This is a genomic window from Niallia laureatilytica, assembly GCF_046613985.1.
GTDB lineage: Bacteria > Bacillota > Bacilli > Bacillales > Cytobacillaceae > Niallia.
Genome location: NZ_JBKKHP010000016.1, coordinates 35,558 through 56,644 on the forward strand (window position 1 = coordinate 35,558; position 21,087 = coordinate 56,644).

At 39.9% G+C, this 21,087-nt stretch carries 22 protein-coding genes and 2 other annotated features; all 22 genes read right to left on the reverse strand.

What is annotated here, in order from left to right; genetic code table 11:
* Window positions 1-11: 11 nt before the first annotated feature.
* The 22 genes from rpsG to ispD all read right to left on the reverse strand — a co-directional run bounded on the left by rpsG (window position 12) and on the right by ispD (window position 21,082).
* Window positions 12-482: a 30S ribosomal protein S7 gene (gene rpsG, locus ACLIJJ_RS24475; protein WP_127742395.1), complete on the reverse strand. Its 471-nt coding sequence runs from the start codon at window positions 480-482 to the stop codon at window positions 12-14.
* 41 nt (window positions 483-523) lie between these two features.
* Window positions 524-946, reverse strand: coding sequence for a 30S ribosomal protein S12 (gene rpsL, locus ACLIJJ_RS24480; protein ID WP_233318670.1), 423 nt, complete (start codon window positions 944-946; stop codon window positions 524-526).
* A 103-nt stretch (window positions 947-1,049) separates the two neighbouring features.
* On the reverse strand, window positions 1,050-1,298 hold the full coding sequence (locus ACLIJJ_RS24485; RefSeq protein ID WP_233318668.1) for a 50S ribosomal protein L7ae-like protein: 249 nt from the start codon (window positions 1,296-1,298) through the stop codon (window positions 1,050-1,052).
* 185 nt (window positions 1,299-1,483) lie between these two features.
* Window positions 1,484-5,083, reverse strand: a complete 3,600-nt coding sequence (rpoC, locus tag ACLIJJ_RS24490; RefSeq protein WP_233318666.1) for a DNA-directed RNA polymerase subunit beta' — start codon at window positions 5,081-5,083, stop codon at window positions 1,484-1,486.
* Window positions 5,084-5,203: 120 nt separating this feature from the next.
* A complete protein-coding gene (gene rpoB / locus ACLIJJ_RS24495; protein ID WP_233318664.1) occupies window positions 5,204-8,764 on the reverse strand; it encodes a DNA-directed RNA polymerase subunit beta in 3,561 nt (1,186 codons plus the stop codon).
* 244 nt (window positions 8,765-9,008) lie between these two features.
* Complete coding sequence (locus ACLIJJ_RS24500; RefSeq protein ID WP_233318662.1) at window positions 9,009-9,614, reverse strand: class I SAM-dependent methyltransferase; 606 nt, start codon at window positions 9,612-9,614, stop codon at window positions 9,009-9,011.
* Between the two features lie 128 nt (window positions 9,615-9,742).
* The gene (gene rplL / locus ACLIJJ_RS24505) at window positions 9,743-10,105 is read right to left on the reverse strand and encodes a 50S ribosomal protein L7/L12 (RefSeq protein ID WP_192486434.1); all 363 of its coding nucleotides are present in this window, start codon (window positions 10,103-10,105) and stop codon (window positions 9,743-9,745) included.
* Between the two features lie 61 nt (window positions 10,106-10,166).
* Complete coding sequence (gene rplJ, locus ACLIJJ_RS24510) at window positions 10,167-10,667, reverse strand: 50S ribosomal protein L10 (RefSeq protein WP_192486435.1); 501 nt, start codon at window positions 10,665-10,667, stop codon at window positions 10,167-10,169.
* 29 nt (window positions 10,668-10,696) lie between these two features.
* Window positions 10,697-10,840, reverse strand: a sequence feature (ribosomal protein L10 leader region).
* Window positions 10,841-10,898: 58 nt separating this feature from the next.
* Window positions 10,899-11,588 (reverse strand): 50S ribosomal protein L1, encoded by a 690-nt coding sequence (rplA, locus tag ACLIJJ_RS24515; protein WP_192486454.1) that lies wholly within the window; start codon window positions 11,586-11,588, stop codon window positions 10,899-10,901.
* A 115-nt stretch (window positions 11,589-11,703) separates the two neighbouring features.
* Window positions 11,704-12,129, reverse strand: coding sequence for a 50S ribosomal protein L11 (gene rplK / locus ACLIJJ_RS24520; protein WP_141434103.1), 426 nt, complete (start codon window positions 12,127-12,129; stop codon window positions 11,704-11,706).
* A 173-nt stretch (window positions 12,130-12,302) separates the two neighbouring features.
* The gene (gene nusG, locus ACLIJJ_RS24525) at window positions 12,303-12,836 is read right to left on the reverse strand and encodes a transcription termination/antitermination protein NusG (RefSeq protein WP_192486436.1); all 534 of its coding nucleotides are present in this window, start codon (window positions 12,834-12,836) and stop codon (window positions 12,303-12,305) included.
* A gap of 187 nt (window positions 12,837-13,023) precedes the next feature.
* Window positions 13,024-13,206, reverse strand: coding sequence for a preprotein translocase subunit SecE (gene secE / locus ACLIJJ_RS24530; protein WP_192486437.1), 183 nt, complete (start codon window positions 13,204-13,206; stop codon window positions 13,024-13,026).
* A 49-nt stretch (window positions 13,207-13,255) separates the two neighbouring features.
* The gene (gene rpmG / locus ACLIJJ_RS24535; RefSeq protein ID WP_411411839.1) at window positions 13,256-13,399 is read right to left on the reverse strand and encodes a 50S ribosomal protein L33; all 144 of its coding nucleotides are present in this window, start codon (window positions 13,397-13,399) and stop codon (window positions 13,256-13,258) included.
* A 105-nt stretch (window positions 13,400-13,504) separates the two neighbouring features.
* Window positions 13,505-14,164, reverse strand: a complete 660-nt coding sequence (sigH, locus tag ACLIJJ_RS24540) for an RNA polymerase sporulation sigma factor SigH (RefSeq protein ID WP_192486439.1) — start codon at window positions 14,162-14,164, stop codon at window positions 13,505-13,507.
* A gap of 70 nt (window positions 14,165-14,234) precedes the next feature.
* Window positions 14,235-14,744, reverse strand: a complete 510-nt coding sequence (locus tag ACLIJJ_RS24545; protein ID WP_192486455.1) for an NYN domain-containing protein — start codon at window positions 14,742-14,744, stop codon at window positions 14,235-14,237.
* A 2-nt stretch (window positions 14,745-14,746) separates the two neighbouring features.
* Window positions 14,747-15,490 carry a 23S rRNA (guanosine(2251)-2'-O)-methyltransferase RlmB gene (gene rlmB, locus ACLIJJ_RS24550; protein ID WP_192486440.1) on the reverse strand — a complete coding sequence of 248 codons (744 nt, stop codon included), beginning with the start codon at window positions 15,488-15,490 and terminating at the stop codon, window positions 14,747-14,749.
* Window positions 15,491-15,502: 12 nt separating this feature from the next.
* The gene (locus ACLIJJ_RS24555; RefSeq protein ID WP_192486441.1) at window positions 15,503-15,910 is read right to left on the reverse strand and encodes a Mini-ribonuclease 3; all 408 of its coding nucleotides are present in this window, start codon (window positions 15,908-15,910) and stop codon (window positions 15,503-15,505) included.
* A gap of 3 nt (window positions 15,911-15,913) precedes the next feature.
* Window positions 15,914-17,311, reverse strand: coding sequence for a cysteine--tRNA ligase (cysS, locus tag ACLIJJ_RS24560; protein ID WP_411411840.1), 1,398 nt, complete (start codon window positions 17,309-17,311; stop codon window positions 15,914-15,916).
* On the reverse strand, window positions 17,311-17,961 hold the full coding sequence (gene cysE, locus ACLIJJ_RS24565) for a serine O-acetyltransferase (protein WP_192486443.1): 651 nt from the start codon (window positions 17,959-17,961) through the stop codon (window positions 17,311-17,313). The genes cysS and cysE overlap by 1 nt, the downstream gene beginning before the upstream one ends.
* Window positions 17,962-18,058: 97 nt before the next feature.
* Window positions 18,059-18,311, reverse strand: a binding site (T-box leader).
* 44 nt (window positions 18,312-18,355) lie between these two features.
* The gene (gene gltX, locus ACLIJJ_RS24570) at window positions 18,356-19,813 is read right to left on the reverse strand and encodes a glutamate--tRNA ligase (RefSeq protein ID WP_411411841.1); all 1,458 of its coding nucleotides are present in this window, start codon (window positions 19,811-19,813) and stop codon (window positions 18,356-18,358) included.
* A gap of 79 nt (window positions 19,814-19,892) precedes the next feature.
* The gene (ispF, locus tag ACLIJJ_RS24575) at window positions 19,893-20,372 is read right to left on the reverse strand and encodes a 2-C-methyl-D-erythritol 2,4-cyclodiphosphate synthase (protein ID WP_237940531.1); all 480 of its coding nucleotides are present in this window, start codon (window positions 20,370-20,372) and stop codon (window positions 19,893-19,895) included.
* Window positions 20,373-20,392: 20 nt separating this feature from the next.
* The gene (gene ispD / locus ACLIJJ_RS24580) at window positions 20,393-21,082 is read right to left on the reverse strand and encodes a 2-C-methyl-D-erythritol 4-phosphate cytidylyltransferase (protein WP_192486446.1); all 690 of its coding nucleotides are present in this window, start codon (window positions 21,080-21,082) and stop codon (window positions 20,393-20,395) included.
* Window positions 21,083-21,087: the final 5 nt, after the last annotated feature.

The following is a 21,087-nucleotide window of genomic DNA, read 5'->3' on the forward strand; positions in this document are numbered from 1 at the left end:
GATTTTTGATCTTACCAACGATAGTGAGCAAACGCTTTGTTTGCTTCTGCCATTTTGTGTGTATCTTCACGCTTTTTAACTGATGCACCAGTGTTGTTAGCTGCATCAAGAATTTCGTTAGCTAATCTCTCTTCCATCGTTTTCTCACCGCGAAGACGAGCGTAGTTAACTAACCAGCGAAGACCTAAAGTAGTACGTCTGTCTGGACGAACCTCCACTGGTACTTGATAGTTAGAACCACCAACACGGCGTGCTTTAACTTCAAGTACTGGCATGATGTTCTTAAGAGCTTGATCGAATACTTCGATAGCCTCTTGTCCAGAACGTTGTGCAACGATATCAAAAGCTGAGTATAGGATAGCTTGAGATTTACCTCTCTTACCATCTATCATCATTTTGTTAATCAAACGAGATACAAGTTTAGAATTGTATATTGGATCTGGTAATACGTCTCTTTTTGCTACAGGACCTTTACGTGGCATTTGATTTCCTCCTTTCAACCAATTGTTATATTATTTGTTTATTATTTTTTTGCTGCTTTTGGTTTTTTAGTACCGTATTTAGAACGACCTTGCATACGGTTGTTAACACCAGCTGTGTCAAGAGCACCACGTACGATATGGTAACGTACCCCTGGTAAATCTTTTACACGTCCTCCACGGATTAGTACAACACTGTGTTCTTGTAGGTTGTGACCAATTCCTGGGATGTAAGCTGTAACCTCGATACCGTTAGTCAAACGTACACGAGCATATTTACGCAACGCTGAGTTTGGTTTTTTCGGTGTCATTGTACCAACACGAGTACATACCCCGCGTTTTTGAGGTGAAGATACATCAGTTTGTGTTTTTTTGAAGCTGTTATAACCTTTGTTTAACGCAGGAGACTTCGACTTCTCTTGAGCAGATTGACGAGGCTTGCGCACTAATTGGTTAATAGTTGGCATTTAATTTTCCTCCCTTCCATTTATGTTTGAAGTCCACACATCCAGGTGGTTCATATTAGGGCAAAAACAAAGTTTTCATGGTTCAAATCCATAAAAACAGTTTTTAATTATTTATGGCAACAGTTGCTGCGCCTACTTCTATACCACATGATTTGCCGAGCTTCATCATGGAATCCACAAGTATGATTGGGATGTTCGCTTCATTGGCAGCTTCAGTTACCTTTCCAATTATAAATGGATCTGCATCTTCAGCAACTACTACTTCTGCTACTTTCCCAGCCTTTAACGCTTTTACTGTTTGCTTTGTTCCTACTACTATTTTTTTGGCCTGTGATACTTTTTCATAAGACATAAGATATCCTCCAAAGCAACAGGTGAATAGGAGCACCTTTGATATAGTATCATCTATGAAAATAGATGTCAATTCTTTTCCCAAAAAAATTAAATATTACTTACAATGGACCAACAGCAAGATCTAACTTACGGTTACACTTATTAGACCTTGCCTATTGGAATTCATTGTTTTATACCAGTAAATTACTCAACTGGAACAGATTCTTCTGTTGTTTCGTCCACAGTAATTGGTTCTGCATGACGGTATCTAGGCATACCTGTACCTGCTGGAACAAGTTTACCAATGATAACATTCTCTTTCAATCCAAGCAATTCATCACGTTTACCTTTAATAGCTGCATCTGTAAGAACTCTTGTAGTTTCTTGGAATGATGCTGCAGATAGGAATGAATCAGTTTCAAGAGATGCTTTTGTAATACCTAGCAATACTGGTCTTCCAGTTGCAGGTAGTTTACCTTCTCTTAAAGCTTTTGCGTTTGCATCAGTAAATTGGTGAATATCTAATAGCGTGCCTGGCAATACTTCTGTTTCACCAGCATCAACTACGCGCACTTTACGAAGCATTTGGCGAACCATTACCTCAACGTGCTTATCTCCAATTTCAACCCCTTGCATACGATAAACTTTTTGAACTTCGCGAAGAAGATACTCTTGTACTGCAGTAACGTTCTTCACTTTAATTAATTCTTTCGGATCGATAGAACCCTCAGTCAATTCTTGACCTTGTTCAACTCTATCATCAATCTTCACTTTAAGTCTTGCAGTATATGGTGCAGTATACGTTCTTGTTTCAAGTTCACCTTGAACTACAATCTCATGCTGACGGTCTCTTCCTTCGTTGATTCCGACAATAACCCCTGCCATTTCTGTAATAACAGCCTGACCTTTAGGGTTACGCGCTTCAAAAATCTCTTGAATACGAGGTAGACCTTGTGTGATATCGTCTCCAGCAACCCCACCTGTATGGAATGTACGCATTGTCAACTGAGTTCCTGGCTCACCGATAGATTGGGCAGCAATAATACCAACTGCTTCACCAACTTCAACTTCTTGGCCAGTTGCAAGGTTGCGTCCGTAACATTTTTTACATACGCCATGGCGAGTGTTACATGTGAATGCAGAGCGAATCCACACTTCTTTAATGTCAGCAGCTACGATTTCAACAGCAAGATCTTCTGTGATAAGCTCATTTTCTGCTACAATAACTGCATTTGTTTCTGGATGTCTGATTGGTCTTCTTGCATAACGTCCAATTAGACGCTCATCCAACGGCTCAATGATTTCTGTGCCTTCTTTAAGTGCTGCAACAAGCAATCCTCTGTCTGTACCACAGTCATCATCACGGACAATGACATCTTGTGCTACGTCAACAAGACGGCGAGTCAAGTAACCAGAATCCGCTGTTTTAAGTGCTGTATCGGCAAGACCTTTACGAGCACCATGTGTTGAAATGAAGTATTCCAATACTGTTAATCCTTCACGGAAACTTGAGATGATAGGTAACTCGATAATTCTACCAGCCGGGTTGGCCATCAATCCGCGCATACCAGCTAACTGTGTAAAGTTAGATGCGTTACCACGGGCACCGGAATCACTCATCATAAAGATTGGATTTCGTTTATCCAATGATTTCATCAGTTTCGCTTGGATAACATCCTTAGCGGAACTCCAAATCGAAATTACTCTGTCATAACGCTCTTCTTCTGTGATTAGACCACGTCTGAATTGCTTCATAACATTGTCTACTTTACCTTGTGCTTCATCGATAATTTCTTGTTTTTCACCAAGAACGACGATATCTGCAACCCCAACTGTGATACCAGCTTTTGTGGAGTGTCTGAAGCCAAGATCCTTCATTCTATCAAGCATCTTAGAAGTTTCAGTGATTTTGAATCGCTTGAATACTTCCGCGATAATATTTCCAAGTATTTTCTTCTTGAACGGCTCAATGATTGGCATTGCTTGAATCGCTGCACGCACATCTGTGCCTTGCTCCACGAAGAATCTTTCTGGAGTCTTTTCTTCAAGATTAGCTTTTGTTGGTTCGTTAATGTATGGGAAAGATTCAGGAAGAATTTCGTTGAATACTAATTTCCCTACAGTCGTCAATAATAGCTGATTGTTTTGCTCTTCAGTGAATGTTTGGTTATTCAAAGAGCTTGCACGTACAGCAACACGAGTGTGTAAATGAACATAACCGTTTTGGTATGCTAACAGCGCCTCGCTCGTATCATTGAAGATCATACCTTCACCAACAGCGCCTTCTCTTTCAAGAGTCAAGTAATAGTTACCTAGAACCATATCCTGTGACGGTGTAACAACCGGTTTTCCATCCTTAGGGTTCAAGATGTTCTGAGCAGCGAGCATAAGCAATCTAGCTTCAGCTTGTGCTTCAGAAGATAATGGAACATGGACAGCCATTTGGTCACCATCGAAGTCAGCGTTATATGCTGTACAAACAAGTGGATGCAAACGGATAGCGCGACCTTCTACTAGAGTAGGTTCAAACGCTTGGATACCAAGTCTGTGCAATGTCGGTGCACGGTTAAGCAATACTGGATGCTCTCTGATAACTTCTTCTAAGACATCCCATACTTCTGGTTGTACTCTTTCGATTTTACGCTTAGCAGATTTAATGTTATGCGCCAAACCTTTTTCAACCAATTCTTTCATAACGAAAGGCTTGAATAATTCTAGTGCCATCTCTCTTGGAAGTCCGCACTGATACATTTTCAAGTTCGGTCCAACTACGATAACAGAACGACCTGAGTAGTCAACACGTTTACCCAGCAAGTTTTGACGGAAACGACCTTGTTTCCCTTTAAGCATATGAGAAAGAGATTTAAGCGGTCTGTTACCTGGTCCTGTAACCGGACGGCCGCGGCGACCATTATCGATAAGCGCATCTACTGCTTCTTGAAGCATGCGTTTTTCGTTTTGAACAATGATGCTTGGAGCACCTAAATCTAATAATCTTTTCAGACGATTATTACGGTTGATTACACGGCGATATAGATCGTTAAGGTCAGATGTTGCAAAACGTCCACCATCCAATTGAACCATCGGGCGCAATTCTGGAGGAATAACAGGAAGCACATCTAGGATCATCCAAGAAGGCTCATTGCCTGAACCGCGGAATGCTTCTAGAACTTCCAGTCTTTTAATAGCACGTGTACGGCGTTGGCCTTGTGCTGTTTTCAACTCTTCTTTTAAGCCTTCTACATCCTTGTTTAAATCGATGTCTGAAAGAAGCTTTTTAATTGCCTCAGCACCCATAGATGCTTGGAATTTAACACCGTACTTGTCGCGGTAAGCGCGAAATTCTTTTTCAGAAAGAAGCTGTTTCTTTTCAAGTGCAGTATCACCTGGGTCTGTCACTACATATGAAGCAAAGTAGATAACTTCTTCTAAAGCACGTGGTGACATATCCAATACAAGACCCATACGGCTAGGGATGCCTTTGAAGTACCAAATGTGAGAAACAGGTGCTGCTAGTTCAATATGACCCATACGCTCACGGCGTACTTTAGCGCGAGTTACCTCTACACCACAGCGGTCACAGACTACACCTTTATATCTTACACGCTTGTATTTCCCACAATGACATTCCCAGTCTTTTGTAGGACCAAAAATACGCTCACAGAATAAGCCGTCTTTTTCTGGTTTTAAAGTTCTATAGTTAATTGTTTCAGGTTTTTTTACCTCACCAAATGACCATGAACGGATTTTGTCCGGTGAAGCCAAACCTATTTTCATAAATTCAAAATTGTTTACATCCAACAAGGGTCCTACCTCCCTTTTGATCTTCAGGCTAAGCCCTACATACATTTGCTAATACGTGTTTAATTTAGGAAGGCTGACCCCTTTTCACTAGCGTCAGCCTCCCTCCAAAATTGCGTCAAGTTACTCTTGCATGCCTACTTTTTCTGATTCAGGCTCTTGTGCATCTGGTGCTATTGTTAGAGATTCAGCTTGTTGAATATCATCATCATCTTCTGTATCTCGCATTTCTATTTCTTCTTCTGTGCTGGATAGGATTTTAACATCCAATCCTAAGCTTTGAAGCTCTTTCATTAATACACGGAATGATTCAGGAACACCTGGTTCAGGTACATTCTCACCTTTTACAATGGCTTCATATGTTTTCACACGACCAACTACGTCATCTGATTTAACAGTAAGAATCTCTTGCAAAGTATAAGCCGCACCGTATGCTTCAAGTGCCCAAACCTCCATCTCACCGAAACGCTGTCCGCCGAATTGCGCTTTACCGCCCAATGGCTGCTGCGTAACAAGAGAGTAAGGACCAGTTGATCTAGCATGAAGCTTATCATCAACCATGTGTGCAAGTTTAATCATGTACATGACACCGACAGATACTCTGTTATCAAACGGTTCACCTGTACGTCCATCATAAAGAACTGTTTTAGCATCTTGAGCCATTCCAGCTTCTCTAATTGTTTCCCAAACATCTTCCTCACGAGCACCATCAAATACAGGTGATGCAACATGGATATTCAAGCTTCGTGCTGCCATACCTAAGTGCAGCTCAAGAACCTGACCGATGTTCATACGAGATGGAACCCCAAGTGGGTTTAACATGATATCAACAGGTGTACCATCAGGTAGATATGGCATATCTTCTTCAGGTAAGATTCGGGAAATAACCCCTTTGTTACCATGACGTCCCGCCATTTTATCTCCTTCATGGATTTTACGTTTTTGTACGATATAAACGCGTACAAGCTGGTTAACACCTGGTGGCAGTTCATCTCCGTCTTCACGGTTAAACACCTTCACGTCGTGGACAATTCCGCCGCCGCCGTGTGGTACACGAAGACTTGTATCGCGCACTTCACGTGCTTTTTCTCCGAAGATTGCATGAAGTAGACGCTCTTCTGCAGTAAGTTCTGTTACTCCTTTTGGAGTTACTTTACCAACAAGAAGGTCTCCATCTTTCACTTCAGCACCAACACGGATAATTCCGCGGTCATCCAAGTTGCGAAGAGCATCTTCCCCAACGTTTGGAATGTCACGTGTAATTTCTTCAGGTCCTAGTTTCGTATCACGAGACTCTGACTCATATTCTTCAATATGAATAGATGTATACACATCGTCTTTAACAAGGCGTTCGCTCATGATGATGGCATCTTCATAGTTATAGCCATCCCATGTCATGAAGGCAACAAGAACGTTTCTTCCTAGAGCCAGTTCTCCCAATTCCATAGAAGGTCCGTCAGCAAGGATTTCACCTTTTGTTACTCTGTTTCCAACAGCTACAATAGGTCTTTGGTTGTAGCAAGTTCCTTGGTTAGAACGAATGAATTTAAGCATTCTATATTTATCTAAGTTACCTTTAACTTCTTGACCGTCAATAACAGTAACTCTTCTTACCCACACTTCACGTGCTTCAACATGTTCAACAATACCTTCATGCTTACAGATAACAGCAGCACCTGAGTCTTTACCAGAAACATATTCCATTCCAGTACCTACTCTTGGAGCTTCCGGCTGCATCAAAGGCACAGCTTGACGTTGCATGTTCGCTCCCATAAGGGCACGGTTCGAGTCATCATTTTCTAAGAACGGAATACATGCTGTCGCTGCAGACACAACCTGTTTAGGAGATACATCCATATAGTCGATGCGATCGCGTTTAACAACAGTGTTTTCCCCTCTGAAACGTGCAACTACTTCCTCATCTAGGAAAGAACCATCATCGCCAAGGCGAGAATTCGCTTGGGCAACAACATAGTTGTCTTCCTCATCAGCAGTCAAGTAATCGATATGATTCGTTACTTGGCCTGTCTCTGCATCTACACGTCTATACGGCGTTTCAATGAAACCAAAACGGTTCACTTTCGCAAATGAAGACAAGGAGTTGATCAAACCAATGTTCGGTCCCTCTGGAGTTTCAATTGGACACATACGTCCATAGTGAGAGTAGTGAACATCACGAACTTCGAAGCCAGCACGTTCACGTGTCAAACCACCAGGCCCCAATGCAGATAAACGACGTTTATGAGTCAACTCAGCAAGCGGGTTTGTTTGGTCCATGAACTGTGAAAGCTGTGAGCTTCCGAAGAATTCTTTAATAGACGCAATAACAGGTCTGATATTAATCAATTGTTGCGGAGTAATCGTGTTTGTATCCTGAATAGACATTCTTTCACGAACTACACGCTCCATTCTTGATAAACCGATGCGGAATTGGTTTTGAAGCAATTCCCCAACAGAACGCAGACGTCTGTTACCTAAGTGGTCGATATCATCTGTCAGACCAACACCATGAAGCAGGTTAAAGAAATAACTGATTGATGAAATGATATCTGCAGGAGAGATGTTTTTAACAGCTTCCTCTACATATGCATTGCTAATAACGTTAATTTCTTTTTCTCCATCATCAATTGGTGCATAGATTTTAACAGATTGAACTGTTACATCATCTTCTAAAACGCCACCGTATGGGTTAAGAGTTTTAAAGCCGATGTTATTTTCCAAGTTAGGAATGATACGGTCCAATGCACGTCTGTCTAAAAGAGTACCCTTCTCTGCGATAATTTCGCCTGTTTCAGGGTCCACAAGTGTTTCTGCCAAACGTTGGCCGAACAATCTATTTTTGATATGAAGCTTTTTATTAATTTTATATCTACCTACATTTGCTAAGTCATATCTCTTTGGATCAAAGAATCTTGACACCAATAGACTTTTCGCATTTTCAACAGTAGGCGGCTCACCAGGACGTAAACGCTCATAAATTTCTAAAAGAGCTTTCTCCGTACCTTCTGTGTTATCTTTTTCAAGAGTATTTCGCAAGTATTCATTGTCCCCGATTAAGTCAAGAATCTCTTGATCGGATCCAAATCCTAACGCACGCAATAATACTGTTATTGGAAGTTTACGTGTACGGTCAATACGCACATACACTACATCCTTCGCGTCTGTTTCGTACTCTAGCCAAGCACCACGGTTTGGAATTACAGTAGCAGTAAATCCTTTTTTACCGTTTTTATCTAATTTACCATTATAGTAAACACTTGGAGAACGAACTAACTGTGATACGATTACACGTTCTGCACCGTTAATTACGAACGTACCAGTCTCTGTCATAAGTGGGAAATCACCCATGAATACATCCTGGTCCTTTACTTCCCCTGTTTCTTTGTTAACAAGACGAACCTTTACACGCAATGGTGCTGAATATGTAACATCTCGCTCTTTTGATTCCTCGACAGAGTACTTTGGTTCACCTAAACTGTAGTCGATAAAATCCAATGATAAGTTGCCAGTAAAATCTTCAATTGGTGAAATATCTTGGAACATTTCACGCAATCCCTCATCTAGAAACCATTGATAGGAAGAGGTTTGGATTTCTATTAGATTTGGTAATTCTAAAACTTCACTAATTCGTGCATAGCTTCTGCGCTGGCGGTGTCGTCCATACTGAACAAGTTGACCTGTCAACTGATTCACCCCTCAAATCAAACGTTATAGTACATCTATTAACATCTTATAAACAGCATACAATGTTATTTATAAGACAAAAAGAAAAAGGGTTTTCAAAACAAAAAACCGCATTTTTCATATTTCAAGTATTATTTTGTTAGCTTTTCCGAAATCCACCAATTTTATACATTAATTGAATAAAAAAATGGATAAAAGAAAAATAATATATTGGCATTATACAATGCTATCACAACGATTCGGACTAGTCAATCCTTTTTGCTTTTATAATAAAATAACCTTTTTGCTTATCAACAACATCTACTTCTTGGAATAATTGTTCCAGTTTTTCCAAAGCAGAAGGAGCTCCCTGTTTTTTTTGAATAACAACCCACAGCTCTCCATTATTGATGAGATGCTCATAGCTTTGTTCAAATATATCATGTACAACCTTTTTTCCTGCGCGGATTGGCGGATTTGTTAAGATACTTGCAAATTTGTTCCCTTTTACCTGCAGTAGTCTGTCACTCTCATAAATAACAACATTGCCAATTTGATTGAGAGCAGCATTTTCTTTCGCTAGTGCCAATGCTCTTTCATTGACATCAACCATATGCACTTTTCTATCCATCGCTTCTTTTGCAATAGAGAGTCCGATTGGACCATACCCGCAACCTACATCAAGTATGTCGCCATCAACTTCTGGGTATGTAAAAGCCTCGATTAATACCCGTGAACCGAAGTCTACTTCTTTCTTGGAGAACACCCCATTGTCTGTCTTAAAACGAAATTTGTTTTCTTTTAGGGTAAAGTCCCAATAATTTGGATCACTGCTAACATTCTGGGAACGAGAGTAATAATGTTCAGTCATACTTGACCACCTCCATGGAGATTTAATAGAAGAAATGCTTCCGAGGATATTAACAAAATGTATTTTAACATTTGTTTATTTCAAGGTCAAAAAAGCCCGCCTATGCAGCGGGCTTTTCCAAACTAACATTACTTAACTTCAACGTTAGCTCCAACTTCTTCAAGTTTAGCTTTGATTTCTTCAGCTTCTTCTTTAGTAGCTCCTTCTTTAACAGCTTTAGGAGTGTTGTCAACAAGTTCTTTCGCTTCTTTAAGACCAAGGCCTGTGATTTCACGAACAACTTTGATAACTTTGATTTTTTGATCTCCAGCAGATGCAAGAACTACATCAAACTCAGTTTTTTCAGCTGCAGCGTCTCCACCAGCAGCACCAACAACAGCAACAGGAGCTGCTGCAGTTACACCGAATTCTTCTTCAATAGCTTTAACTAGGTCGTTTAGTTCTAAAACAGTCATGTTTTTAACTGCTTCTAAGATTTGTTCTTTAGACATTATATTTTTCCTCCTTGTTTTGTATGTGTTTTATTAGGATACATGATAGTAGCGTAATAGATTACGCTCCTTGTTCTTCTTTTTGTTCTGCAACTGCTTTTGTAACAAGAGCGAAGTTGCGGATTGGTGCTTGAAGCACGCTGAGTAGCATAGAAAGAAGTCCTTCGCGAGATGGTAGCTCAGCAAGAGCTTTAACATCTTCAACAGAAGCGATATTTCCTTCAATTACACCCGCTTTAATTTCAAGCGCTTCGTTTTTCTTAGCGAAGTCGTTAAGAATTTTTGCTGGTGAAACTACATCTTCATTACTGAATGCAATAGCGTTAGGACCAGTCAAAGCATCATTAAGACCGCTTAGTCCAGCAGCTTCAGCAGCGCGGCGTGTCATTGAGTTTTTGTAAACTTTGAATTCAACGCCAGCTTCACGAAGCTGTTTACGAAGTTCAGTTACTTGAGAAACAGAAAGACCACGGTAGTCAACAACGATTGTTGATTTACTAGCTTTCAATTTCTCTGCGATATCAGATACAATTTGCTGCTTTTGTTCGATAATGCTGCTCATCTTTACACCTCCTGTAGAATTACATTCATACCGACAAATAAAATCCTCCACATCCGAAAAGACATGGAGGAATATACAATAGTCGTTTACACAACTGTTAAGTCTATCGTATTACCTCGGCAGGGAATTAAGCGTTAAGCACCTGCTGTCTTTGGTATAAATGTTATATTTATTTTAACAACAAGATGTAGTATAGGCTATCTATCTTGTTTTGTCAAATGCCAATTTTTATCAAACAGTAGAAGGATCTACTTTTACGCCAGGACCCATTGTTGAAGTAACAGAAACGTTCTTCATGTAAGTTCCTTTTGCTGCTGCAGGTTTTACTTTTTGCATTGTTTCAAAGATAGTTGTGAAGTTATCAACTAGTTTAGCATCTTCGAAAGATACTTTACCGATTGGAACGTGGATGTTTCCAGCTTTGTCCACACGGTATTCTACTTTACCAGCTTTAATTTCGTTAACTGCTTTTGTAACATCAAAAGTAACTGTTCCAGTTTTAGGGTTTGGCATTAAACCTTTAGGTCCCAATACGCGACCAAGTTTACCAACTTCACCCATCATGTCTGGAGTAGCAACGATAACGTCGAAATCGAACCAACCTTGTTGGATTTTAGTGATATATTCAGCATCTCCAACAAAATCTGCACCTGCAGCTTCTGCTTCTTTAAGCTTATCGCCTTTAGCAAAAACTAACACGCGTTGAGTTTTACCAGTACCGTGTGGAAGCACAACAGCTCCACGGATTTGTTGGTCAGCTTTCTTAGGATCTACTCCTAGACGGAAAGCAACTTCAACTGATGCATCAAATTTTGTAGTGCTTGTTTTTTTAACTAGTTCAATTGCTTCTGCAACTGGGTAAGCTTTAGTACGATCAACTTGCTTGATAGCTTCTAAATACTTCTTACCTTTTTTAGCCATAACTATATTTCCTCCTTGAATTGTGGTTTTAGCGGAATTACCTCCCACGAATAAAGGTTGCGACGCTAACAAAAGATGTCGCAACCTTAATCAACAGAACCATATTGGATATGGTTTAGTCTTCAATAACAATACCCATGCTGCGGGCAGTACCTTCAACCATACGCATAGCTGCTTCAACGCTAGCTGCATTTAGATCAGGCATTTTTGTTTCAGCAATCTCGCGTACTTTATCACGCTTAACAGTTGCTACTTTATTACGGTTAGGTTCACCAGAACCAGACTCAATACCAGCTGCTTTTTTCAATAAAACTGCAGCAGGTGGAGTTTTTGTAATAAATGTAAATGAACGGTCTTCAAAAACCGTAATCTCAACAGGAATAATTAAACCAGCTTGTTCAGCTGTACGAGCGTTAAACTCCTTACAGAATCCCATGATGTTAACACCTGCTTGACCTAGTGCTGGTCCAACTGGTGGCGCCGGATTTGCTTTAGCTGCTGGAATTTGCAATTTAACAACTTTAATTACTTTTTTAGCCACGAGACACACCTCCTTAAAGTCCGTGATGTGGTAATAGGGGTTTTCCCCTCCCACTCAACACATATAATCTTTATATTATCATAAAGAATGCGACAATATTCCATCTCATCTTTTGAGACATACTGACCTTTGAAATATTAACACTTTTTCTCGTTCATTTCAAGTTTTTCAGGTTAAAATTTTTCAATTTGTGTAAAATCAAGCTCTACAGGTGTATCCCTGCCGAACATATTCACTAAAACTTTTACTTTTGCTTTATCATTATCTATCTCTTCGACAGATCCTGTGAAGTTTGCAAATGGACCTTCATTTACTTTAACTGTTTCACCCAATTCAAACTCGATATCAATACGTTGTTCGTCAACGCCCATTCTCTTAAGAATAACTTGTACTTCGTCAGGCATAAGCGGAGTCGGCTTTGAACCCGAACCTGCAGATCCAACGAATCCTGTTACACCAGGAGTGTTGCGGACAACATACCATGAATCATCTGTCATCACGATTTCTACAAGCACATAGCCCGGGAATACCTTTCTTTTTACAACTTTCTTCTTGCCGTTTCTTATATCAGTTTCTTCTTCTTCTGGAACGATTACACGGAAAATTTTATCCTGCATTCCCATTGTTTCAACACGTTTTTCTAGGTTGGCTTTGACTTTGTTCTCATAGCCAGAGTAAGTATGTACTACATACCAATTTTTTTCCATATTTGAGGACTGTTATGTCCGTCCCTCCTTAACGCTATTTTACTCTTCATGCCTTATGTAATGCATTCATTTAAAAAGAGCAATCCCATAAAAAAGCTTAATAGTTATTTTCAAGCAATGAAAAAACCCGTTTCCGGGCTTTGTGTGTTTCCTATTGTGTTACCATTATACCATGAGTGGACAACAGTTATTCAAGTATTAAACGAATTAGTTCGGAAATTCCCATATCAACTAGTGCAAAGAACAAAGCAAAGAACACTACTGTCGCAAGGACGGTGATTGTGTAGTTAGTCAGTTCCTTTCTTTTCGGCCAACTAACCTTTCTTAATTCTCTGCCTACTTCGCGGAAAAAGTTAACAGTGCGTTGCATTTCGTTACCTCCATATTTAAAAGCGGGTAGCCTGTCTTAGCAGCATTTGCTATTTTGTCTCTTTATGAACTGTATGTGCATTGCATGTTTGACAATATTTCTTCACTTCAAGGCGATCTGTGGTTTTGCTGCTCATTGTCGAATAGTTTCTGGAGCCGCAATTTCCACAAGCCAATACAAGCTTATTTCTCATTAAATAACACCTACTACGTCCTTTATATCTCCCCAAACTGTAACATGGACATGAATGTATGTCAATATTAGTCAGTTAATTGCCTTTTCTGCGGTTTTGTTACTATCACAGTGAAAACTCCCGGATCTCCAGGTAGCGCTCAAGCTTTCTTTTAACCCTTTGGAGAGCGTTATCTATCGACTTTACATGCCTGTTAAGCTCTTCTGAAATCTCCTGATAGGATTGTCCATCTAAATACAGAGCTAACACTTTCCTTTCCAAATCACTCAGAAGCTCGGACATTTTCACTTCGATATGGTCAAACTCTTCTTGATTGATTATTAATTCCTCTGGATCTAATATCTTCGCTCCAGAAATAACATCCATTAATGTTCGATCTGACTCTTCATCGTAAATTGGCTTATCAAGAGAGACGTAGGAATTTAAAGGAATATGCTTCTGTCTTGTTGCCGTCTTTATTGCAGTGATAATTTGCCTCGTAATGCATAATTCAGCAAAAGCTTTAAATGACGACAGCTTGTCCCCTTTAAAATCTCGGATGGCTTTATACAAACCAATCATGCCTTCTTGAACAATATCTTCTTTATCAGCACCGATTAGGAAATAAGATCTAGCTTTTGCTCTTACAAAATTACGATATTTTTGAATGAGAAAGTCTAAAGCATCACTTTCTCCCTTATGAACTAATTCGACCAGTGTTTCATCATCAAGTTCTAAATACTTCTCAACACTTTCATTACTCTTACTCCTGTTGTCAGCACTCATTCAGATCCCCCCGACCGCACAATCATGGATAAAACCATTATACAGTAGGGTTTTTTTAAGCGTCAACAACTCATTTCTCGCCGCGGCGCCATTTTTCAAATAATTCTTCCATTTCTTTAGAAAGCGGTATCTTAATTACAGGCTTTCTTTCTTTAATTCGCTTTACTTTTTTTTCGATATTTTTTTCAATATCAGCCATTTCTATCAGGAGCTCTCTCGCTGAAATCCTTAGAGCTCCTTGTCCAAATATAGCCCACTGTTCAGTAAAATCCGATGTAGCAACATGAACTTGTGTTCTTCTATTGCTTAGCTCTTTTGCTAGCTTTTCGATTCTTTCATCAGCCGTTTCATTTTCCTTTGTGAAAATCACTTCAACCTTAGAGTTTCTGTACTTTTTTTCCGTACCCCTGACATAGTAGGCATCAAAAACTATGATGACACGATACCCTGAATACCCCTGATATTCTGCCATTTTCTCGAGCAAGGCATCTCTAGCAGCCGCCAAATCATTATTCTTCAACTTATTGAGCTCTGGCCATGCTCCTATAATGTTATAGCCGTCAACTATAAGTATATCCATCATTATCCCTCAATTGGATGGCGTTTACGGTATACCTCATACATTAAAAGTGCTGCAGCTACGGATGCATTTAATGATGTCACTGCACCTGCCATAGGCAGCTGGATAAGAAAGTCGCACTTGTCACGGATGAGCCTTCCCATCCCTTTCCCTTCACTTCCAATTACAAGGCCAAGCGGCATTGTTCCATCAAACCTGCGGTAATCTTCTTTGCCTTTCGCATCAGTTCCTGCGATCCATACTCCTCTTTCCTTGAGCTCATCAATCGCTCTGGCCATATTTGTCACCCTAACAACCGGGATATGTTCAATCGCTCCCGTCGATGCTTTAGCAACAGTTGCAGTCAGCCCTACTGCTCTTCTTCTTGGAATAATAATTCCATGTGCTCCTACAGCATCGGCTGTACGCATAATAGAGCCTAGATTATGCGGATCTTCAATCTCATCCAACAGCATAAAAAATGGTGCTTCATTTCGCTTTTCAGCAAGTGCGAACAAATCATCCATTTCAGCATATTGGTAAGCGGCAACCTGAGCCACAACCCCCTGGTGGTTTGCATCTACAAGTGTATCAAGCTTTTTCTTTGGCACAAATTGAACAAGTACATTCGAATTTTTCGCTAAACCGATCACTGTCTGCATTTGCCCTTTTTGGGAGCCTTCTGCAATAAGAATCTTATTGACATCCCTTTCTGATTTTAACGCTTCAATTACTGCGTTCTTTCCAACAATATAATCATTATCCACTATTGGTTCCTCCTACTGCTTTTCAATGATGGATAAGGCAGCTTGAATAATTTTTTCAAGCCGCTCCTCATCCTTAGACAAATATAAATACCCAAGCACAGCTTCAAAACCAGTGCTATACCGGTATGTTTGAACATCCGTATTTTTTGGTATACTCCCAGATTTTGCGTTTCTGCCTCTTTTCATGACCGCAAATTCTTCAGGTGTGAAAAAATCCTCCGCTATCAGCGCATGGACGACCTTTGCTTGCCCCTTTGCTGAAACATACTTAGTAGCTTCCCTATGGAGCTGGTTAGGCCTCACCTTGCCGCTATATAGAAGATGCCTTCTGACGTATATCTCCAGTACAGCATCACCCATATACGCAAGAGCCAAGCTATTCAGTTGTTTTTCATCAATATTCTTATCGTAAAGGAGCATTCATTACCCTCTTTTCCAGCGAATGCCCTGTGGCGTATCTTCTAATATGATGTTCATCGCTTTCAATTGGTCTCTAATTTGGTCAGCCAATTGGAAATTACGTTCTTTGCGTGCCTGATTTCGTTTCTCGATAAGTGCTTCTATTTCCTCGTCAAGCAAATCTTCCTGCGCAAGCGAAAGCCCAAGCACTCCGAAAAGCTCTTCAAATTCTTTTATAAACGCATTGATGACAGCCGCTGACGTTGTCTTTTCCAATAAGTAATAATTAGCTTGCTGGGAAAGTTCAAATAACACGGAAATACCGTTAGCTGTGTTAAAATCATCATCCATACTTTCAATGAATTGATTATGCAAATCAGTGATTTTATTCAGCCATTCTTCATTCGTATCCGTTAGGTCAGTGCTTGTAACCTTGCGGTGCAGCAAGTTATCGTAAGAAGTTCTAATACGCTCCAATCCAGCTCTTGTATTCTCTAGTACTTCTTCACTGTAATTGATTGGGTTGCGGTAATGAACCGACAGCATAAAGAATCTTAATACTTGTGGATCGTGGATCTGCAGAATATCGTGAACTGTAATAAAGTTACCTAACGACTTAGACATTTTCTCATTATCAATATTAATATAGCCATTGTGCATCCAATAGTTTGCAAACGTCTTTCCTGATAATGCCTCTGATTGGGCAATCTCATTCTCATGATGAGGGAAGGCTAGATCCTGTCCTCCTGCATGAATGTCAATTGTGTCCCCTAAATACTTTTTAACCATTGCTGAGCACTCTATATGCCATCCTGGTCTTCCTTGTCCCCACGGGCTTTCCCAAGAGATTTCTCCCTCTTTTGCATTTTTCCATAGAGCGAAATCAAGAGAATCTTGCTTTTTTTCACCAACAGCTATTCTTGCTCCAGATCTAAGCTCATCAATTGATTGATGCGATAATTTACCGTATCCTTCAAATTTTCTAGTATGATAATAGACATCTCCCTCTGACTCATAAGCAAAGCCTTTATCAATTAGCGCTGCGATGAATTCAATAATGATATCCATACTTTCTGTTACACGAGGATGGGTATCTGCTTTTTTGCAACCAAGTGCAGTAACGTCTTCAAAATAAGCTTCAATAAAGCGGTCTGCAATAGCAGGAACCTCTTCTCCAAGCTCATTGGCAGCCCTAATCAATTTATCGTCTACATCAGTGAAATTAGAAACAAAGTTTACATCATAGCCTCTAAATTCTAGATAGCGTCTTACTGTATCAAATACTATTGCTGGTCTTGCATTTCCAATATGAATATAGTTGTATACGGTTGGACCGCAAACATACATTTTAACCTTACCCTCTTCTAAAGGTACAAAATCTTCTTTTTCCCTTGATAATGTATTATAAATTTGAATAGGCATTACCTATATCTCCCTTCCTTTTTCAGCTCTTTCAATTCGGTTTTTAAATGAAGCAGCTCATTCTCTAATTCCTTCATTCTCTCCGCAAATGGGTCAGGTAAATCGGAGTGGTTTAAGTCTTTTTTTATTCTAATACCATCCTGCACCACTACCGTCCCAGGAATACCTACGACTGTGGAATTTGGCGGAACATCTTTCAAAACAACAGAACCGGCTCCAATTTTTGCATTCTCACCAATAATTATCGAACCTAATACTTTTGCTCCAGTTGCAATTAACGCATTATCCTTGACCGTTGGATGTCTCTTTCCTTTTTCTTTCCCGGTTCCTCCTAAGGTTACCCCTTGAAATATCGTCACATTATCACCAATTTCGCAAGTTTCCCCTATAACAACTCCCATGCCATGATCTATAAAGAGTCTTTTTCCAATCGTCGCTCCTGGGTGTATTTCTACACCAGTTACTAAACGGCTGAATTGAGATATCGTGCGGGCAAGAAAAAACCATCTATGTTTGTAAAAACGATGCGCAAGGCGATGAAGCCAAATCGCATGCAATCCAGAGTAAGTAAGGACTACTTCAATTGTGCTTCTTGCTGCAGGATCTTGTTCAAATACTACTGATATGTCTTCTTTAATGCGCTTAAACATTTTAACCCTCCCAATTCCTTCTCTATTTACATGAAAGCCGTTTATATTCCCCCAACTTTGCTTTATACCTACAAAAAAAAGCGTCTCTGTCCATAAAGACAGAGACGCTTTTATATGCGCGGTTCCACTCTGTTTAGATTATTCCCTAGGTAATAATCTCCACTCAAACCTTGTTAACGGTTAGGAACCGCCTCTATTTACTAAACAAAAGACCTAGAAACTGCTTTTCGTTTTTCAATATAGGACTCAGAGGGGCACTTCAAAAAAGGAGAGGCTTGAACCACTTTCAGCCGCTGATGGTTCTCTCTAAAAAGCATCCTTTTTTTACTTTTCCTCTTCTACGATTTATTATTTATTTGGTTTTCCTTTACTATATTACATTTTTATCAGAATGTTAACCAATTAGAGATAATAATCTTTTTTCAATTTTAGAAGATCCAAGCAATTCAATTGCTTTAGGAAGATCTGGTCCATGTGTTTGACCAGTTGCAGCTACACGAATCGGCATAAATAAATTTTTGCCTTTTTGGCCTGTAGCCTTCTGGACTTTTTTAATGGCAGCTTTAATATTATCTGCAGTCCATTCACTCAAAGCATCCAGCTCTTCCTTAAAGGAAGACAGTACTTCCTTCACTTGTTCACCAGATAATACCTCTTTTGCTTCTTCATCATACTCTATATCTTCACTGAAGAACAATGTAGATAGACCGACAATATCAGCACCACAGCTCATTTGCTCCTGATACAAGCCGATTAGATTATGAACCCACATGTCCTCTTCACTTGAACGGTTCTCCTCAACAAGTCCTGCTTTAATAAGATGAGGTAACGCCAGCTCAATGACCTTGCTTAGGTCAGCCTTTTTAATGTACTGGTTGTTCATCCATGCCAGTTTATTCTGGTCAAAGAGAGCAGGTGACTTCGAAAGTCTTGCTGCGTCAAAGATTTTGATGAATTCTCCCTTCGTAAAGAGCTCTTCCTCTCCTTCTGGAGACCAACCTAGCAGGGTAATAAAGTTGAAAAGTGCTTCTGGCAGATAGCCAAGCTCTTCATATTGCTCGATAAATTGAATAATAGATTCATCTCGTTTGCTCAGTTTCTTTCTGCTTTCATTGACGATTAAAGTCATATGGCCAAACACTGGTCTCTCCCAATTAAGCGCATCATAAATCATCAGCTGCTTAGGTGTGTTTGTAATATGGTCATCTCCCCTAAGAACGTGGGAAATTTCCATTAGATGATCATCTATAGCAACCGCAAAGTTATATGTAGGGGTGCCGTCTTTTTTAACGATAACATAATCCCCAATTGTTTCTGATTCAAAAGAAACAGATCCTTTGACCATGTCCTCAAACTCATACACAACATTCTCTGGAACCTTAATTCGGATGCTAGGCTGTCTGCCTTCCGCTTCTAGTTTCGCCTGTTCTTCCTTAGTCAAATGACGGCATTTGCCGGAGTATTTCGGTGTTTCATTATTCTTTACTTGCTCTTCCCGCTCTGCTTCAATTTCTTCTTCCGTACAGTAGCACTTATACGCTAATCCGCGATCAAGCAATTCATTATAATATTTTTTATAGATGTCATTTCGCTCTGATTGACGGTAAGGACCAAAATCTCCACCGACATCTACGCTTTCGTCCCAATCTATGCCAAGCCACTTTAAGTATTTTAATTGGCTTTGCTCTCCACCTTCGATATTACGTTTTTTATCTGTATCCTCAATTCGGATAATAAACTTCCCACCCAAATTGCGTGCATATAAATAATTGAATAATGCAGTACGCGCATTCCCTATGTGTAAATGTCCCGTTGGACTTGGGGCATAACGAACACGTATTTCGTTACTCATGGTTCTGCCTCCTCGAATTTGTTTCATAAATATTTCTTGTTTATTCTATCACTTAGTATTTTCCATTAAAAGAGTGTTACTACACTTTTCTCTGTAAAAGAACAACTGCCAAAGAGGCAATTCCTTCTCCTCTTCCTGTAAATCCTAATTTCTCTGTTGTTGTCGCCTTTACATTTACGTTTTCAAGCGGTGTTTCCAACAGCTCAGCAATTCTAGATTGCATTTCCTTAATATGCGGCGCCATTTTTGGCTGCTGTGCCATAATTGTACAATCAGCATTCACCAACTCATAGCCTTTTGACTTCACCATACTCCAAACTTCTTTTAACAGAACTGCTGAATCAAAGTCCTTGAAAGCCTGATCTGTATCAGGAAAATGCCTGCCAATGTCTCCTTCTCCTATAGCACCCAAGCAAGCATCTGCTATAGTATGTAAAAGCACATCTGCGTCAGAGTGTCCAAGCAGTCCTTTTTCATAAGGAATCTCAATACCGCCGATTATAAGCGGTCTCCCCTCTACTAGTTGATGCACATCAAAACCTTGTCCTATTCGCAACATGTCTTGTACTCCTTTTGCTGTTAAGATTTATACTTTATTTTTTGTATGATTGCCTCTGCAAAATATAGATCTTCTGGTGTAGTTAATTTTATATTGTCATAGTTGCCCATGACAATTCTAACGTCTTGCCCCAATCTCTCTACAAGACTAGCATCATCTGTGCCTAGAAACCCCTCTTCAATTGCTCTTTCATGGGCTTCTTTTAACAAGGAAATACGAAAAGCTTGTGGGGTCTGGATAGCCCACAAGCTAGAACGTTCTACTGTCTCTTCAACTACCCCGTCTTTTACCTTTTTGACGGTATCTTTAATTGGGACCGCTAAGACAGATGCTCCACTCGCTGCTGCAGCTTCCGTCAACTCCTTCATCTGATGAAGGTCGATGAATGGTCTAGCGGCATCATGAACAAGGACGATAGCATCATCTGAAATTTCCTTTACAGCATTGTAGACACTATACTGCCTTTCATCTCCACCGTTTACGATTGCAGCAATTTTCGTTATTTTATTCCTTTTTATCAGTCCATGCATTTCTTGTTTATCCTGGGGGCTGGTAACCAACCAAATCTTGCTACAGTTTTCATCCTTTTCAAACACCTTGAGAGTATGGATAAATACTGGCAGACCGTCTATTTTAAGGAACAGTTTATTCTTCCCTGCTCCCATTCTTTTCCCCTGACCCGCGGCCGGTATAATGACTTCATAAGCCATAAAAC

What these genes read in the sequence shown, in the direction of transcription:
- rpsG (WP_127742395.1), bottom strand. Translation starts at nt 482, where the DNA reads ATGCCACGTAAAGGTCCTGTAGCAAAAAGAGACGTATTACCAGATCCA.
- rpsL (WP_233318670.1), bottom strand. Translation starts at nt 946, where the DNA reads ATGCCAACTATTAACCAATTAGTGCGCAAGCCTCGTCAATCTGCTCAA.
- ACLIJJ_RS24485 (WP_233318668.1), bottom strand. Translation starts at nt 1,298, where the DNA reads ATGTCTTATGAAAAAGTATCACAGGCCAAAAAAATAGTAGTAGGAACA.
- ACLIJJ_RS24500 (WP_233318662.1), bottom strand. Translation starts at nt 9,614, where the DNA reads ATGACTGAACATTATTACTCTCGTTCCCAGAATGTTAGCAGTGATCCA.
- rplL (WP_192486434.1), bottom strand. Translation starts at nt 10,105, where the DNA reads ATGTCTAAAGAACAAATCTTAGAAGCAGTTAAAAACATGACTGTTTTA.
- rplJ (WP_192486435.1), bottom strand. Translation starts at nt 10,667, where the DNA reads ATGAGCAGCATTATCGAACAAAAGCAGCAAATTGTATCTGATATCGCA.
- rplA (WP_192486454.1), bottom strand. Translation starts at nt 11,588, where the DNA reads ATGGCTAAAAAAGGTAAGAAGTATTTAGAAGCTATCAAGCAAGTTGAT.
- nusG (WP_192486436.1), bottom strand. Translation starts at nt 12,836, where the DNA reads ATGGAAAAAAATTGGTATGTAGTACATACTTACTCTGGCTATGAGAAC.
- secE (WP_192486437.1), bottom strand. Translation starts at nt 13,206, where the DNA reads ATGCAACGCACTGTTAACTTTTTCCGCGAAGTAGGCAGAGAATTAAGA.
- rpmG (WP_411411839.1), bottom strand. Translation starts at nt 13,399, where the DNA reads ATGAGAAATAAGCTTGTATTGGCTTGTGGAAATTGCGGCTCCAGAAAC.
- sigH (WP_192486439.1), bottom strand. Translation starts at nt 14,164, where the DNA reads ATGAGTGCTGACAACAGGAGTAAGAGTAATGAAAGTGTTGAGAAGTAT.
- ACLIJJ_RS24545 (WP_192486455.1), bottom strand. Translation starts at nt 14,744, where the DNA reads ATGGATATACTTATAGTTGACGGCTATAACATTATAGGAGCATGGCCA.
- ACLIJJ_RS24555 (WP_192486441.1), bottom strand. Translation starts at nt 15,910, where the DNA reads ATGCTCCTTTACGATAAGAATATTGATGAAAAACAACTGAATAGCTTG.
- cysS (WP_411411840.1), bottom strand. Translation starts at nt 17,311, where the DNA reads ATGCCTATTCAAATTTATAATACATTATCAAGGGAAAAAGAAGATTTT.
- cysE (WP_192486443.1), bottom strand. Translation starts at nt 17,961, where the DNA reads ATGTTTAAGCGCATTAAAGAAGACATATCAGTAGTATTTGAACAAGAT.
- gltX (WP_411411841.1), bottom strand. Translation starts at nt 19,813, where the DNA reads ATGAGTAACGAAATACGTGTTCGTTATGCCCCAAGTCCAACGGGACAT.
- ispF (WP_237940531.1), bottom strand. Translation starts at nt 20,372, where the DNA reads ATGTTGCGAATAGGACAAGGTTTTGATGTGCATCAACTAGTAGAGGGG.
- ispD (WP_192486446.1), bottom strand. Translation starts at nt 21,082, where the DNA reads ATGGCTTATGAAGTCATTATACCGGCCGCGGGTCAGGGGAAAAGAATG.